The 15725-nt window shown below is 33.1% G+C and carries 17 protein-coding genes; 14 read left to right on the top strand and 3 right to left on the bottom strand.

The window, feature by feature from the left end; all coding sequences use genetic code 11:
• Positions 1–7 precede the first annotated feature (7 nt).
• Both WD055_02670 and WD055_02665 read left to right on the top strand, forming a co-directional pair.
• Entirely contained in the window at positions 8–949 is a 942-nt protein-coding gene (locus WD055_02670; GenBank protein ID MEX0849108.1) for a glycosyltransferase, read from the top strand.
• A gap of 44 nt (positions 950–993) precedes the next feature.
• Complete coding sequence (locus WD055_02665; protein ID MEX0849107.1) at positions 994–1917, top strand: glycosyltransferase; 924 nt, start codon at positions 994–996, stop codon at positions 1915–1917.
• On the opposite strand, the gene WD055_02660 is transcribed toward WD055_02665, so the two are convergent.
• The gene (locus WD055_02660) at positions 1918–3339 is read right to left on the bottom strand and encodes a glycosyltransferase family A protein (GenBank protein MEX0849106.1); all 1422 of its coding nucleotides are present in this window, start codon (positions 3337–3339) and stop codon (positions 1918–1920) included.
• 11 nt (positions 3340–3350) lie between these two features.
• The gene (locus tag WD055_02655; GenBank protein ID MEX0849105.1) at positions 3351–4241 is read right to left on the bottom strand and encodes a hypothetical protein; all 891 of its coding nucleotides are present in this window, start codon (positions 4239–4241) and stop codon (positions 3351–3353) included.
• A gap of 119 nt (positions 4242–4360) precedes the next feature.
• Between WD055_02655 and WD055_02650 the strand changes: the two genes are divergently transcribed.
• From WD055_02650 to WD055_02605, 10 genes are all read left to right on the top strand, one after another.
• Positions 4361–5170: a glycosyltransferase family 2 protein gene (locus WD055_02650; protein ID MEX0849104.1), complete on the top strand. Its 810-nt coding sequence runs from the start codon at positions 4361–4363 to the stop codon at positions 5168–5170.
• Between the two features lie 37 nt (positions 5171–5207).
• The gene (locus WD055_02645) at positions 5208–5795 is read left to right on the top strand and encodes a hypothetical protein (protein MEX0849103.1); all 588 of its coding nucleotides are present in this window, start codon (positions 5208–5210) and stop codon (positions 5793–5795) included.
• 108 nt (positions 5796–5903) lie between these two features.
• The gene (locus tag WD055_02640) at positions 5904–6737 is read left to right on the top strand and encodes a glycosyltransferase family 2 protein (GenBank protein MEX0849102.1); all 834 of its coding nucleotides are present in this window, start codon (positions 5904–5906) and stop codon (positions 6735–6737) included.
• The gene (locus WD055_02635; protein ID MEX0849101.1) at positions 6734–7540 is read left to right on the top strand and encodes a glycosyltransferase; all 807 of its coding nucleotides are present in this window, start codon (positions 6734–6736) and stop codon (positions 7538–7540) included. Before WD055_02640 ends, WD055_02635 begins: the two co-directional genes overlap by 4 nt.
• A 73-nt stretch (positions 7541–7613) precedes the next feature.
• Positions 7614–8549, top strand: a complete 936-nt coding sequence (locus tag WD055_02630; GenBank protein MEX0849100.1) for a glycosyltransferase — start codon at positions 7614–7616, stop codon at positions 8547–8549.
• A gap of 89 nt (positions 8550–8638) precedes the next feature.
• Positions 8639–9511 (top strand): glycosyltransferase family A protein, encoded by an 873-nt coding sequence (locus WD055_02625; GenBank protein MEX0849099.1) that lies wholly within the window; start codon positions 8639–8641, stop codon positions 9509–9511.
• An 11-nt stretch (positions 9512–9522) separates the two neighbouring features.
• Positions 9523–10374 (top strand): glycosyltransferase family A protein, encoded by an 852-nt coding sequence (locus WD055_02620; protein MEX0849098.1) that lies wholly within the window; start codon positions 9523–9525, stop codon positions 10372–10374.
• A 24-nt stretch (positions 10375–10398) separates the two neighbouring features.
• Positions 10399–11277, top strand: coding sequence for a hypothetical protein (locus WD055_02615; GenBank protein ID MEX0849097.1), 879 nt, complete (start codon positions 10399–10401; stop codon positions 11275–11277).
• Between the two features lie 72 nt (positions 11278–11349).
• Complete coding sequence (locus tag WD055_02610) at positions 11350–11934, top strand: hypothetical protein (protein MEX0849096.1); 585 nt, start codon at positions 11350–11352, stop codon at positions 11932–11934.
• A gap of 158 nt (positions 11935–12092) precedes the next feature.
• The gene (locus tag WD055_02605; GenBank protein ID MEX0849095.1) at positions 12093–12875 is read left to right on the top strand and encodes a hypothetical protein; all 783 of its coding nucleotides are present in this window, start codon (positions 12093–12095) and stop codon (positions 12873–12875) included.
• Positions 12876–12972: 97 nt separating this feature from the next.
• Here WD055_02605 and WD055_02600 read toward each other — a convergent pair whose 3' ends face one another.
• Complete coding sequence (locus tag WD055_02600) at positions 12973–13653, bottom strand: class I SAM-dependent methyltransferase (protein ID MEX0849094.1); 681 nt, start codon at positions 13651–13653, stop codon at positions 12973–12975.
• 196 nt (positions 13654–13849) lie between these two features.
• On the opposite strand from WD055_02600, the gene WD055_02595 reads away from it, so the two are divergent.
• Together WD055_02595 and WD055_02590 are read left to right on the top strand one after the other, a co-directional pair.
• Complete coding sequence (locus WD055_02595) at positions 13850–14734, top strand: hypothetical protein (protein MEX0849093.1); 885 nt, start codon at positions 13850–13852, stop codon at positions 14732–14734.
• On the top strand, positions 14731–15666 hold the full coding sequence (locus tag WD055_02590; protein ID MEX0849092.1) for a glycosyltransferase: 936 nt from the start codon (positions 14731–14733) through the stop codon (positions 15664–15666). Before WD055_02595 ends, WD055_02590 begins: the two co-directional genes overlap by 4 nt.
• Positions 15667–15725: the final 59 nt, after the last annotated feature.

The following is a 15725-nucleotide window of genomic DNA, read 5'->3' as shown; positions in this document are numbered from 1 at the left end:
AGACTAGATGAAAAAGATAATTATATGTTCGTTGGTTTTATTGCAATGTGTGGCGATGGGTGCAGATGAAGTTGAACCGTGGGTTTATGCAGACTTTGATGTTTCAATGCGTAAAGAAAAATATCCACGCGCAATACCAACAACTCGATTAATCATTGAAGAAATTGATGGTCAAGAACTATATGATTTTTTCAAAGATCTGTATCAAAAAAATAATCTTTCTGCCTTGCAGGCAAAAGGGATTACATTAGAGGAAAAAATCCCACGTATTATTCATCAAATTTGGATTGGTGGTCCGTTGCCTGAATCTTTTGTGCAACTGTGTGAATCATGGAAACATTATCATATGGGTCGTGGATGGTTTTATAAACTATGGACAGATGAAGATGTAAAAAATATGCATATGCATAACCGTGCATATTTCGATTCAACTGAAAGTCCGGGAGTTCGTTCTGATTTAATGAAATGGGAAATAATTTATAATTTCGGTGGTTTTTATTTAGATGTTGATTTTGAATGTCTTAAACCATTGGATTCATTACTTGGCTATGATTTTGTTACTGCAATTCAACCACTGGATTCACAGTTTGTACAGTTGGGTGCAGCACTTTACGGCGCACCGCCAAAACATCCTATTTTGGCCCATTGTATTGAAACAATCAAAGATGATTGGCATCATAAAGGAGCACCAAAAAAAAGTGGCCCTGTACATTTTACCAAATCATTCTTTAAGATGGCCGGTAAAGATGGGCGGATTGATATAGCGCTTCCCGCAAGTTATGCTTATCCATTAGGATGCCAAGAAAAAGGAATGGCTTATGAAAAATGGATAAAAGAAGGTGCTTATGCAATTCATCATTGGGCAAAAAGCTGGATGCCATCACGCTATAGGTTGGATCAATTTAAAAAATTAAATAATGATCAAGAGACTGAATGTTGGAATGATTAATTTTAAAAGCCTCTGTAACGAGGCTTTTATTTTTTGAGTGAATCATGAAAAAAAATATATTTTTTATAACAATTTTTGTTTTTATTCAAGCGTATGCAGCAATTGATTTTGATGCTTCAATGCAAATTGATAGTTATCAATTTCAAGAGCTGCCAATAATACAAGAACTGTTGCCTCTGTCACGAAGATTATATGCAACATATAATCTTGATCAAGTTACGTTTCAAGAATATGAAAAAATACCCAAAATTATGCATCATGTATGGTTCGGGCGTCCATTGTCTCAAGAAGATAAAGCATTGCGTAAAACATGGGAAGATATGCATCCCGATTGGAGATTTGTACTGTGGACCGACCGCATAGATAATGATCCACGTGGCATTGTTGTGCATTCATGGCAAGAGTTACAAAATCTGCTTCTTTTGACCGATGAGCGTTATATTGTTGTTGATGTTGCACCATTGCAATTTGATAATCGTAAGTTTTTCGACGCATCACGTAATTATGGCGAAAAATCGGATATTATAAAGTATGAGATTGTGTATCGCATTGGTGGCGTGTATATCGATTGTGATTTTGAATGTTTAAAACCGCTTGATCCATTGCATCATGCATACGATTTTTATACTGGCATTCAACCATTAGACACCAATTATGCTCAATTGGGCGCTGCATTGTTTGCTGCACATCCTGGGCATGAAATTTTAAAATATGCAGTGCAAACTATTGAACGAGATCGTGGATTTGGTCCAATCGTTATTCGTAGCGGCCCTATTCATTTTAGTCGTGCATTTATTGCACGAGCAGGAATAGATGATAGTGTTGATATTGCATTTCCTACAAGCTTTTTTTATCCATGTGGCTATCACCAAAAAAACACTACACGTTCAAGTTGGATACAACCGGAATCATTTGCCGTCCATCATTGGGCCGGCAGTTGGTTGATTCCTGAAGCATTTGAGCAATAACTATAATGTACACAGGACTACATTGTTTTGTGCATTAAGATAATCGTTTATTAATGTTTTTAGTTCATGAATGTTCTGTGCTTTATCCAAGCAGGTTTGCAAGAAATCTTTTCTGTATAAACCACTTATGTGATGCAGTTCTTCTATGGGGTAATATTCTGTGCAAAAACCATAGATAGTGTCATCCAGGTGTTCCAGTGGCAAATTTTTAATGGGTACTGATCTGTCGATATGTTCATTATCACATAAGAGCATATCAGCAGGAAGTTGCTCGAGTAGTTTTAATGCAGTTGGCACTGAAAACTTGGTTAAACTATTGTCTGCAATTAAAATATGTGAACATGTACTTTTTGAGCATATATCACGTACATGTTGCATGATATTTTTTTGTGGTGTTATTGGTTTCAGTTGATAACTGCGTTTCATTGCCAAATAAGCGGGTAGATTTTTTCTTGTTGGTGTATGTAGAATATGCATTTGTGCAAAATCATTTGATTTTATTTTTCCTAGTACAGTACGCATGTCATTATTTCCATTTGGTATAATAATAAGCTCTGCAGTTGCATTGTTATCTTTCTGTGGAATTTCTTTTAATTGACTGTATGGTTTGAATGTGCGCAAAGCTTTGCCACATAAACGTTGTAAGTTTCGATTAACTTTGAAATCATTGAGTGGAGTATCTATATTGCGATGCAATAGTATTTCAGGAATATGTGCAAAGTGGGTGCTACACATTTCAAGCATTGGATACATAATTGCGCCATCATAGCTTGTAGGAAAGAACTTCCCTTTAAATGGATTGTATGGCAAAATAAAATCTTTGAATTGAATTTGCTTGAATAGTCCGGCGTAAAACATGCGCAGACCTGACCAATACCAACCTGGATGATTTCTATAGTCTCCAGATTCTATCAGGTGTTCGGGTGTAGGCTTTGCATAGCCGAATACCGGGATATTTTGTTGTTTAGCTAGTTGTTCAGGAACATTGATATATTGTCCATAAGCAAGCCAAATGTCATTATTAAAAAAAAGATTATTAATGAAGGTTAATGCATTATTATGTGCAAACCAATCATCTCCATCAAGAATTACTATTAGGTCATTGTCATTGCACATGTGGACCGTCTTATATATATTTGCTAATGCTTTGCGGTTATATTGGTTTTTAATCAGTTTTATTTTTTTACGCAAGGGATGATGTTGTATATATGATGTAACCAGATTGCCTGTCCCGTCAGGCGAAGCATCATCAATGTAGATTATATTGTAGTTATGATAATTTTGTGAAAAGACAGAATCTAAATTTTTATTATAGCAGCTGGCGTTATTATACGATGGAATAATAACAGTGATATGCTTTTCTGCTTGTGTATATAAGGCACTGCAAAAAAACAGTGTGACAATTGTTATATAGTTTTTCATTTTTTACACCTTTATTTTTTTATGAATATCGGATGATATGATATGTGGGCCGTATTGTTATCAATGTTGTACACATCGTTAATATCAATCCTAAGTCCTTGTTGCCAAAAGCTTAAAAGTTCTTCCGGTGTATACAGATCATCATGTTTATTATTCCAGTCTTCTTGAACAATATTCAATGGTGTATTGATCATTTTTGAATGACTGAAGCATAAACCTTGTTGATGTAGATTTGCTTTTTGATGCCAAACTGATTCTAGTTTATTGGGTGAGCTGTAATTTGCATGTGTCAAAAATGGCAAAATATCTGATTTTTTATAAATGGTCATATCCACAGTGTTGGGATAGGCCCAATAACTTTTATTGCCGGCAAAGGTAAATGCGTATATATCTTCAGCTATTGGTGTTAAGTGAGGTAATTTTAATGGCATATTATATGTATAAGAATAGGTGATATTTTTGCCTAATCGTAAATAAAATCCGTACGCATTTGTTTGTTCCAAAGCGTTTACGCATTTGTTTACATCGATATTTTCTGTGATGATGATATCATCGACCGCAAACATTATGTAATCGGCTTGGGCATAATTTAACATATCAAGCAGTATAGGTTTAAAGTCATTTCTTGGTCGGTTACTTTGTTGGTAAAAATTTGCTTTAGGGTACATTTCTTTTAGTTCTTCATATGCAGATTCAAATGCGTCGCCTTCACTGCGGTAAAGAATAAATAAGTTTTCTAGATGTTGTATATGTTGGTCTATTGATCGTAATAAACTTTCCAGTTGTAACGGTCTGTTGTAAGAGAATATAATTAAATCGGACGATGAGCTCTGAGCTGCTCCGGATAAAGAAAAGATACACAAAAAACTGTAAATTAATCTTTTTTGATTATATAATTTCACTTTTTTTCCTCAAAAAGTATTCTTTAAAAATCTTGTAATATACTTTATAAGTAAAGTACAATACTAACTGTAATAATAAATTATGAGAGTGGGAAGATGCAATGGTTATACTAAATTTCATGGAAAGGTTTTTTTTTACCTTTTTTTTATTTTTTGTGTCCACTTTTATGTGCGCGTCTATCGACAAACATTTTATTGTGGTAACTGCTTCATATAACAATGTTGATTGGTATAAAAAAAATCTGTTATCTATATTCAATCAAGAATATGACAATTGGTCTTTGATCTATATTGATGATTGTTCTGTTGATGGAACAGGCGAGTTTGTTGAGCAGTTTGTGAGCCAGAATAACATGTATCATAAAGTTAACATTATACATAATATGAAGCGTATGGGGCATTGTTATAATCAGTATCACGCAATTCAACAATGCCCGGACGATGCAATTATTGTTATAGTTGATGGTGATGATTGGTTGGCGCATGATGGCGTGTTTTCGTATCTGAATAAAGTGTATCAAGATGATGTTTGGATAACCTATGGGCAATTTCAATATTATAAACGTGGTGCTCGTGGGTGTAGTCGTCAAATTCCGAATTATGTCATTGAGCAAAATGGTATTCGTGACTATGGGCCATGGGTGACATCGCATTTACGGACATTTTATGCAGGCTTGTATAAAAAAATTAAGCATGAGCATCTTATGTTGAATGGGAATTATTTGTCTATGAGTGTTGATGCTGCAACTATGATTCCCATGATTGAGATGGCAGGATGGCACTCAAAGTTTATCCCGGATATTTTATATATGTATAATGATATCAATAGCTTAAGTTTTTTTCATGATCGGCGCGAGCAGCAGCGGATTATTTTAAATACGATTCGAGGATATGCAAAGTATGAGCCATTACAAAAGTTGTTTCATTAAAAAAAATAATACTGTTTGAGTGTAAAAGGGGGTTTTTGTGAAAATAAAAAAAATTCTTATCTTGTCTTTGTTTGTGATTCCTTTAGGGGCCTCTTATCATTCCAATAAAACTTATCATGCAAAATTTTATGATTATTATGAGCGATTGGCAAAAACGCGCGACTTTGGTGGTTGGTCGATTGCAAAAGAGTTGTTTGATCATATAAAAGAGTTGTTGCCCAAAGGAAGCACTCTTCTTGAATTTGGCAGTGGTTGGGCAAGTGGGGAGTTCTCAAAACATTATACCGTGTATTCGGTCGAGCATGATCCATTTTTTTTAAATCAATATAATACCAATTATATTTATGCGCCTATAAAAGATAGTTGGTATGATCCGAATATTTTAGCTGAAGATCTTCCAAAGGATTATGATCTTATTTTAGTTGATGGTCCGGTGGGGAATATTGGGCGTTATGGATTTTATGTTTATTTTGATCTGTTTAGAAAAGATGTTCCAATTATCATTGATGACGTTAACAGGCCGGAAGAGTACCGATTAATGATGGATTTGGTTGATATGTTAGGGCGATCTTATGAAATATATACTGTTAATACGAAGCAATATGGAATTATATTTTCACATTAATTAAGATGGCAAATGTGTAAGGCGGTTTAAATGGTGAGCTCTTTTTGATAACTTCAGATTGATATCAAGCGCAATTAGCTTTGTTAATCTTTTATTCTGGAGCTGAAAATGAGACAATTATTTATACTGTTTGTATTGATGGGTTCGATTTTAATTGCAGAGGATAAAAGATTTGTTATTGTTGCGGCATCATATAATAATGCGCAGTGGTATCAAAAACATTTAGTTTCAATTTTTAATCAAGATTACGACAATTGGCGTTTAATCTATATTGATGATTGTTCTACTGACGGCACAGGCTATCTTGTGAATGATTTTATTATTCAACATAACATGCAAAAAAAAGTGATGCTTGATTGTAATGTTGAACGTGTTGGGCATCTTGCAAATCAGTACCAAGCGGTTCATTCATGTCAAAATAATGAAATAGTTGTTGTGCTTGATGGTGATGATTGGCTTGCTCATAACGGGGTTTTAAGCTACTTAAATGAAGTATATCAGGATGATGATGTTTGGTTGACTTATGGTTCTTATGAAGCTGCGAGCCCCCCTTATCCTCAGTATTGTGCAGAGATTCCTGATAAGGTAATTGAGGATAATTCAATCCGCAAGCATACGTGGGTGCTTTCTCATTTACGCACATTTTATGCAGGGTTGTATAAAAAGATAGATTTAAATGATTTGTGTTTAGACGGTACTTTTTTTCCTATAGTTGTAGATTTAGCCATTATGTATCCTATGTTTGAGATGGCCGCCGGAAGATATAAATATATTTCGCAAGTTCTTGTGACATATAATAACTTAAATGATTTGAATTTTAGTAAATCGAAAAGTATCAATAGGCTGAGAAAAAGATGCCTTTCAAAAATACGGGGCACAAAGCCATACGCTCCATTGAGTAAGCAGTTTTTTCAATCTTTTATTATGGAACAAAAAGCATGAAATTTTTTTTAATGGTTTTTTTATCAGTTTCTTCGATGTTTTTGCTTGCAGAAGACAAAAAGTTTGTTTTTGTAACGGCATCATATAATAATGCACAATGGTGCGAAAAAAACCTTATTTCGATATTTAAGCAAAAACATACTGATTGGCGTTTGATTTATACTGATGATTGCTCAACAGATGGAGCCGTTGATTTGGTGAAAAAATGCATAGAAACATTTGATATGCAAGATAAGGTTGAATTGATATGTAATGAAAAGCGTGAAGGGCATCTTGCAAATCAATATAAATCGATTCATACGTGTGAAGATGATGAAGTCATTGTGATACTTGATGGAGATGATTGGTTGGCTCATGATGAAGTTTTAAATTATTTAAATGAAACTTACCAAGATGATAATATTTGGTTAACTTATGGATCGTATGAAAGATTGATTCCTGGATATCCTAAATGTTTTTGTTCTGCTGTACCTGAAGAGGTGGTTAAAAATAATACAATAAGGAAGTACACTTGGTGTCTTTCGCATTTGAGAACCTTTTATGCAGGTCTATTTAAGCATATAAAAAAAGAAGATTTAATGTTTGAAGATGCTTTTTTTCCTATGGCTGTAGATTTAGCTACTATGTATCCAATGTTTGAGATGGCTGGAATCCATCACAAATACATTGAGGATATTTTAATGATTTATAATAATGATAATTCTTTAAATTTAGTGAATATCAATCAAGCTACAAGGAAAAAATATGTTAAAGCAATCAAAAAAATGAATTCTTATCAAAAGTTAACACAAGCTCCTTGCTGAAAATTATAGCCTTTATTATTCCAAAATTGCTAATATTGCCCTTACAATAGCCATTGATTTTAGGGGTAAAAAAATGGATAGGGTTATAAGGTTATTTTTTGCTGTTTATTGTTTAGTTTTATATTCTTTAGTGTTTTCTTTTAATAATAAAAGATCTTTTGAAATCGGCATGCTTCCAAATAAGAATTTTAATGATACTTTATTGACAGAAAAAAAACATTGGAAGTGGACTTTTGTTAAAAATTTGTTTGATCGTTATCAAAATAGAAATGAAGCTGAACAATTCTTGCGCATTCCTCTTATTTGTCATCATATTTGGCTTGGAAGTCCTTTGCCAAAAGAAAATATAAAGTTACGTGACAGTTGGATTGACAAGCATCCTGATTGGCAATTTATTCTATGGACCGATAAGCCTGAAAATTATAGATATGGCGTGCAAGCAAGAAGTGTTAAAGAGTTGCAAGAGCTCTTGATGCTTGGAGAAAAGCAGATAGTTTTTGATATTCAGTATGTGACTTTGAATAATCAGAATATGTTACAACTATCTAAAAACTTAGGTCAAAAATCAGATATTTTACGTTATGAGATATTATATATGTTCGGGGGTTTATATGTTGATACTGATTTTGAATGTTTAAAGGCTTTTGATGCCCTGCATTATCATTTAGATTTTTATACAGGTATTGGATATAGTGGAAGCTTTTCATTGTTGAACGGTTTAATTGGCGCCACTGCAGGTAATCCTATACTTAAACGTTGTATCGATAATTTAAGAATAACATGTAATAGCGTTGTCGGTATTATTAATAGCACAGGGCCAAAATATTTTTCACGTTGCTTTTTTGATATGTTGCAAAAAGGTTATAACGGCAGAGTAGTTGCATTTCCAACTATATATTTTTATCCGTGGCCGAGCTATGCACGAAATGAAACAGAGAGGGCATTAATTGCAAAATGGTTTTGCTCTGAAAGTTTTGCAGTGCATCACTGGCATTGTTCTTGGATGTAAGAAAATTGTTTGACAGATTTTGTATGATTTCGTACGGTTTACTCTGTCAATTTGTTAATAATTAAACAGTTTAAATCATGAGAGTATCGGTGAAGCGTTTACTTTTTATTTTAGTCTTTAATGTTGCAGCAAATTTTGCAATGTCTGATCAAATAGAGCAAGCAGTCTTAGAGCATATTGTCAATGGTCAAAAAGAGATTGCCGTTGTGGTGCCTACATATAACAATAGCAGGAAAAATGTTTGCATTAAAAACATAGATTCTATCTTGTCGCAAGATTATGAAAATTATCATCTGTATATTATTGATGATGTTTCAACAGATGATACATTTGATAAGTTGTATCAGTATATTAATGATCATTCCAATCGACACAAAGTTACGCTTATTAAGAATAATAAACGTGTGGGAGCGATGGCTAATTTTTATAACACAATTTATCAGATTGAAGATCATGTGATTGTTATAAACATTGATGGTGATGATTGGTTGCCTCATGAGCAGGTTCTTTCATATATTAATGACGTATACGCAAATCCAAATGTTTGGTTAACATATGGGCAATATAAAGAGTTTCCTCGTGGTGAAATTGGATTTTGTCGTGGTTATGGTGCATCAACAATTGAACAAAATGCCTTTCGCCAATGTGGTTTGCCTATTTCACATTTGCGTACCTATTATGCGTGGTTATTCAAAAAATTAAAAAAAGAAGATCTAATGTATAATGGCAATTTTGTACAGGTTACCTGTGATAAAGTCATGATGGTACCAATGATTGAGATGTGTGGTGGACGATTCAGATGTCTTGATGATATTTTGTACATTTATAATGCGGTTAATCCTATTTCTGACATGCGAGTACATGGAATTGATCAGGGAAAAATTCGTGATCGTATATTTAAGATGCGTCCGTATGAACCACTAGCAGAAATTATTACAGACTTTGCAACTGATGTGCAATAAAAAAGGAAGATATGTTTTTTTTATTATGTTTATTTCTGAGTGTGCATGTATGTCAGTCAATGTCGCAAGAACAATGGCATGCTATTAAGCAACATGAAATAGATGGTCAAAAAGAGTTGGCTATTGTGGTTCCTACCTATAATAACAGTCGATGGTGTCTTAAAAATGTTCAGACAATTTTAGATCAAAAATATGAAAATTATCATCTGTATATTATCAATGACTGTTCAACTGATGATACTCATGAAAGGTTGTGTAATTACTTAAGTAATCACTCATTAAATGAAAAAGTTACATTAATACATAATGAAGTGCGTATGGGAGCAATGGCAAATTGGTATAACATTATTCATCAATTGCCCGACCATGTAATTGTGCTTAATATAGATGGAGACGATTGGCTTGCAGATGATTTAGTTTTTGCACGTGTAAATAATGCATATGCAGACGCTGATGTTTGGATGACATTTGGTCAGTTTAAAGTTTGGCCTGATGGTTATACCGGTTTTTGCAAACGTCATGATCCTGAAGTAATAAAAGATAATAAATATCGACGCAGTGAATGGGTTTCATCGCATTTGCGTACTTACTATGCTTGGTTATTCAAAAAGATCGATAAAAAAGATTTCATGTACAAGGATGCATTCTTACCAACTACATGTGATCGTGCCATTATGTACCCTTTGTTGGAAATGTGTGCAGGCCGTTATTATTGCTTTGAGGATGAAGCTTTATACATGTATAATGCAAAAAATCCATTAGCTGATGTACGAAGAAACTTAAAAATACAACAATGTATGTGTCATTACATTTGTAGTATGGAGCCATATCAACCGTTGGGAGATGTGCGTATTACATTATAAGTATTAAAAAGGAAGTAAGAAAAGATGAAGCAATTATTATTTTGTATATTCGGTTTTTTTGCAATACATGCACAAAATCAGGCAGATTTTATTATTTTTTCTTTTGATCGTCCAATGCAACTTTATGCATTATTAGAATCAAGCTCGGTTTTTATTTCAGGTCTCAGAGATGTTTTTGTGGTTTATCGTTCTAGTGGTGATGATTTTCAATCAGGATATGAAATAGTAAAACAAAGTTTTCCACAAGTGCATTATTTAAAACAAAGAAAGGATGCAAAAGACTTTAAGCAATTGACCCTTAAAGCTTTTAATGCATCAACAGCAGAATATATATTGTTTGGGGTTGATGACATTATTGTAAAAGATGATATTGATTTACATCATGCTATTTCAGCTATGGAGCAGTATAATGCATATGGTTGTTTTTTACGATTATCCCCTTATATAAATTATCTTTACTCATGGAATCGAGCTCAATCTATTCCGCCTTTACAAGATGTAGGGGACGGCTTTATTTGGCGCTTTAATCAAGCATCACAAATTTCAGACTGGGGGTATCCACACACAGTGGATATGACTGTTTATCGTAAAAAAGACATTAAAGATGATATGAACCGGTTAGGATATTACAATCCAAATTCACTTGAGTCAATGTGGGCAGGCGTTACGAGTAAAATAAGAGGGAGGCAAGGATTTTGTTATGCAACTTCAAAGATTGTAAATTTACCTCTTAATGTTGTCCAGACTCAATTTGGTAATTCGAATATGAAAAGAAAAGATCTTAGTCCAAAGACATTATTGCAGTGTTTTTTGGATGGAAAGAAGATTGATTTGTGGCCGCTGTATCAGATTCAAAATAGGTCAGCCCATATGGAATATGAACCAACATTTATTCAACGTTAGGAATTGACAGAATTTTGAAGGCTGGGTATGTTAATGCCAATTAAATTTTTTATAAAAAAAGAAGGATGTTTAATGAAGAAATCTTTTATTAGTTTAGCATTTTCACTGATGCTTATTTTTAGCATGAAAGCTGATTTTAAGCCAAGAGTCACTGTTATAAATTATGATGTTCCTGTTGGAGCAGTAAAAATCAATGGTTTTGGTGGCATGGCAATTTCTCAAGAACTGTATCATTTTATGCAAGAATTATTGCCACAAGGGTCTACCATTTTAGAGTTTGGTAGTGGTTTTGGTACGGGACAGTTAGCAAAACATTTTATTATGTATTCAGTAGAACATAATCATCAATTTGTTAATAGACATAGCAGTAATTATATTCATGCGCCTATTGTCAATAACTGGTATAATCTAGACATATTAAAGTCAAAACTACCTCCATCATATGATGCAATTCTTATTGATGGCCCTCCGCGTTGTATTGGAAGAAGAGGCTTTTTAGAGAATATTGAAATGTTTGATGTAAGTGTTCCACTTATTTTTGATGACGTACACATTGATATTGAATGGCAAATTATGTTTGATACAGCAAAACAATTAAAAAGAAATTGTATTGTGTATGTTTGTCAAGAAAAGAAATGGGGTGTAATTTTTCCCTAAAGAAACTATGATTTTAAAAAAGAGGCATAATTTTATTCATGTTTTTTTTGCTAAACACTGATATCAGATAGTTTCTATAATTCGAGTGATTTGTCATTGTTTTTTAACTAAAGCTATGTTTTTTTAAAAAAAATCTTATAAAAAAAAGGGGCTTTGTAATGGAAAAAAAATACATTATTTTACTATTATTAACGAGTAAACTTTTTGGCCTTGGAATGAGTGGTTTTTCACATCCATCGATTCATTCTTCAGGAGATAAAATAACTGAACTTGCTCTCATAGGACAAAGATGTTCAGGAACTAATTTTATCCAAGGTTTAATGAAGGCAAATTTTCCATCTTATTTTTTTAATCATCCTATTAATCAAAAACAAGTACCACATAAACATCATTGGCCTGTTGTAGATAATGTTAATGATTTTCCATTTTTACGCAAAGATAATTGCCTTTTTGTTTTGGTAGTGCGGGATCCATATAATTGGCTCAAGAGCCTATTTTCTCACAAAGAACTTTTGCCTCATCAAGATAGGACTTCTTTTTATAATTTTATTTCTACTAAGTTTCATTATCCGCATATTCCTGAAAAAACTAGTTTTCAGAATATATTAGATGCGAGAAACTTGGAAATGAAGAATTTTTTAACGATCGGAATGGAGGTGAAAAATTTTCTTTTCGTTCGGTATGAAGACGTAGTAAAAAATCCTGAACAATTTATTGGGTTTGTTTCAGAGTGTTTTGAGTTAACAAAAAAAGAGCCTTTTGTTGCAATTAATACTTATAAAGACAGTGGAAATCAATCATTTGAACCAAAGAAATATGCTCCAATTAGTTCAAGTGATTTAGAACTTGTTAATAATAGCCTTAATTGGGAAATGGAAACATTTATGGGATATTCTCTTAAGAGTTCCGATGAAAAAAATAGTGGCAATATGTCATTTTGAGTTTCTGGAACAATTTGGCATACTACAAAAAATTAAAAAGATAAAGAAATGATAAATTAAAAAAAGAGGCATTAGTGAAATTATGCCTCTTTTTTTGTTAAATATTTATATCAGATAGTCTCCATAGTCCAAGTGACTTATCTGTATATTCACCATTGTTTTCTGTGCATTGTTCATTAATTAGCGCTATTGGTTCAGGGAAATTAAATGGTTCTAATTGCATGTTTAAAGTTCTCCATTGCCACGATGGGAGGTTTGTGTTGGGACTTTTGCGTGTAAATGTTGTTAGGAGTATATATTTTGAACCACTTCTTTTAAAATTTTTTAATACTTGTAGTGTATCTTTTAGTTCTAAATGTACGAGGCAATCACGACAAAAAATTAGATCTACTTTAGGCAATAGATCATGGGCAATATTTTTATGCATAAAAGAGCGTTTGCTTGTGCTATAGCGCTGTTGGTTGTTTTTAATCATTTGTGGAACGATATCAACACCAAAATAAAAATCTAAAAAACTTAAATCAATTTGTTGCATCCAATGAAAATCTCCACATGCGGCATCTAGCATTGTATTTATTTTTAAAAGCTTCAAGAGTGATGGTAAGCTCGTGCGGATCGCTTCAGTTTGTTTTAGGTCAGAACCGGTGCCGGATACTGACTCTTTTCCTCTCCAGCCATTACTTTGATAGATTTCTGAAAATTTTATTTGCATTTGCTCGGCTGTTTCTGCAACTGTTAATGCACTAATAGTGGTGAGAGTTAAAAAAAATTTTTTCATTGTGTTTCCTGTAAAAAAAATAAATTGATCACAATTTTAAAACAGATTGGCAAAATAAGCAAATCATGGTATGAGTTAAACAATAAAAAAATATAAGTATGATAAAAAACAGGAGATTTTTTTAATGATAACCTTGTCATCATTTTTTGTATTTTTAATGATTGTTTTTCATATTTTTAGTTTTGCAAAAAAAATAGTGCTTCCGTCTTCTGTTAAGCCAGCATATTGGTTAGAAACTGATGCAACAAAGCGTCGTTCCAGTTATCCTTTTTTATCTGGAGATACTTTTAGAGATTTTGCGGATCATATATTTGATGAAACGCGTAAAGCTTTTGACTCTAATGATATTAAGTATGGGGATATTATTTTTGTAAATGGTGATTATATTCATTATTTTTTAATGTATGTACATCCTGAAATTCCTGTTGGGTATATTTTGATTACGCATAATACATTATTTGCACCACCCGGAAAATATAAAAATTATCTTGAAGGTGAAAAAATAATTGCGTGGTTTGCAAAAAATATTCAGATAAAAAATCATCCTAAGTTGCATGGTATTCCATTAGGACTAGCAAATCGTTATTGGCCACATGGAAATATTGAAGTTCTGTATTCTGTTATAAACAAAGAGATACGAAAAGATAAGCTGTTATATCTTAATATTTTATCCAACACTCATGATTCACGTTTGGGTATCATTGAGATGTTTAAAGATAAACCTTATTGTTTTGTTGCAAATAAAAAACCATTTGATGGCTATATGCAAGATATAGCACGATCAAAATTTGTTTTGAGTCCTCGAGGGGCTGGGCTTGATTGTCATCGCACTTGGGAGGCGATTCTTGTTGGTAGTATTCCAATTGTTCCTCAATCGGTCATAACAGGCTTATATGAAAAGCTGCCGATATTAGTGATTGATGATTGGTCAATATTAACTGAGGATTATTTAAATCGAAAATGGGACGAGATGCATCAAGTTGATTATGATTATGATCGTATGTTTGCTCAATATTGGTTTGGAAAAATAAAAATGTGTCAAAGCGAAGCGCGCGAATCTTATAAAAAGGGCTTAAAGTGAAAAAAGTATTTGTGTTATTGTTATGTTGTTTTTTTTCAGCACAGGGATATGAGAAGTTATTGCCAACCTTTTGTGTAGATTTTCAAAAAAGTATGAATACGCATCCTGATCATGATGTGCAATTTTCACTTAATAATAAACGTTGGCAAATAGCTCAGAAATTGTATGAAAAAAATGTTCTTAATGACTTAACATACAGTGATCAGGCTCGTATTCCATTGGTTGTCCATCATATTTGGGTGGGAAGTCCATTGCCGGAATATGCTCAAATGTTTCGTAAAACATGGATAGATCACAATCCTAATTGGACTTTTGTTTTATGGACGGATCATCCATCGACTCAGTATGGCGGCATTGTTCTTGATAGTTTTCAACAGCTCAAACTTTATTTAAAGCAGCCTGAAAAAGAGCAATTTATTGTTATGGATATGCGCAAAGTTTCCTTGAAGAATCAGTATGCGTATGAAAAAAGAGCAAAGAACTATGGAGAGAAATCAGACATAGCTCGCTATGAAATTCTATATAATATTGGTGGATTATATGTTGATACCGATTTTGAATGTTTAAGATCATTTGATGAACTGCATCACTGTTGTGACTTTTATACAGGAGTAAATCATGACAAGCCATTTTATCTTTATAATGGTTTAATTGCTTCAGTTTCAGGATGTCCGATATTAAAAGAAGCAATAGATGGCTTAACAAATCGTCGTCAACGAGCCGATAGTTTGGCATATTCAGGGCCATATTATTTTGCCGATTGTTTTATCAAGCGCGTATCTGAGGTTCAAGGGCCAGTGATTCCATTTCCGGTTACTTTTTTATATCCTTGGCCGCACCATTACAGAAGGCAGACTGGACAAAGAATTAAAGAGTGGATTCGCCCTGAAAGTTATGCTATTCACCATTGGAAAGTTTCTTGGCAAAAGTAAGCTTATTGTTATTTTTAACCGTTTTTTATTGTATTTATTATAAAATGTGATGTTAAATA

It is taken from the genome of Candidatus Dependentiae bacterium (assembly GCA_040878395.1).
In the GTDB taxonomy this organism is placed as follows: domain Bacteria; phylum Babelota; class Babeliae; order Babelales; family Vermiphilaceae; genus JAKBEL01.
Note: the sequence above shows the minus strand (reverse complement) of the source record. Positions and strands in the feature narration are given on the sequence as shown.

Excerpts from the sequence above, each read along its gene's own strand:
- WD055_02670 (MEX0849108.1), top strand. The coding sequence starts at position 8 with ATGAAAAAGATAATTATATGTTCGTTGGTTTTATTGCAATGTGTGGCG.
- WD055_02665 (MEX0849107.1), top strand. The coding sequence starts at position 994 with ATGAAAAAAAATATATTTTTTATAACAATTTTTGTTTTTATTCAAGCG.
- WD055_02660 (MEX0849106.1), bottom strand. The coding sequence starts at position 3,339 with ATGAAAAACTATATAACAATTGTCACACTGTTTTTTTGCAGTGCCTTA.
- WD055_02650 (MEX0849104.1), top strand. The coding sequence starts at position 4,361 with ATGGAAAGGTTTTTTTTTACCTTTTTTTTATTTTTTGTGTCCACTTTT.
- WD055_02640 (MEX0849102.1), top strand. The coding sequence starts at position 5,904 with ATGAGACAATTATTTATACTGTTTGTATTGATGGGTTCGATTTTAATT.
- WD055_02635 (MEX0849101.1), top strand. The coding sequence starts at position 6,734 with ATGAAATTTTTTTTAATGGTTTTTTTATCAGTTTCTTCGATGTTTTTG.
- WD055_02630 (MEX0849100.1), top strand. The coding sequence starts at position 7,614 with ATGGATAGGGTTATAAGGTTATTTTTTGCTGTTTATTGTTTAGTTTTA.
- WD055_02620 (MEX0849098.1), top strand. The coding sequence starts at position 9,523 with ATGTTTTTTTTATTATGTTTATTTCTGAGTGTGCATGTATGTCAGTCA.
- WD055_02615 (MEX0849097.1), top strand. The coding sequence starts at position 10,399 with ATGAAGCAATTATTATTTTGTATATTCGGTTTTTTTGCAATACATGCA.
- WD055_02610 (MEX0849096.1), top strand. The coding sequence starts at position 11,350 with ATGAAGAAATCTTTTATTAGTTTAGCATTTTCACTGATGCTTATTTTT.
- WD055_02605 (MEX0849095.1), top strand. The coding sequence starts at position 12,093 with ATGGAAAAAAAATACATTATTTTACTATTATTAACGAGTAAACTTTTT.
- WD055_02600 (MEX0849094.1), bottom strand. The coding sequence starts at position 13,653 with ATGAAAAAATTTTTTTTAACTCTCACCACTATTAGTGCATTAACAGTT.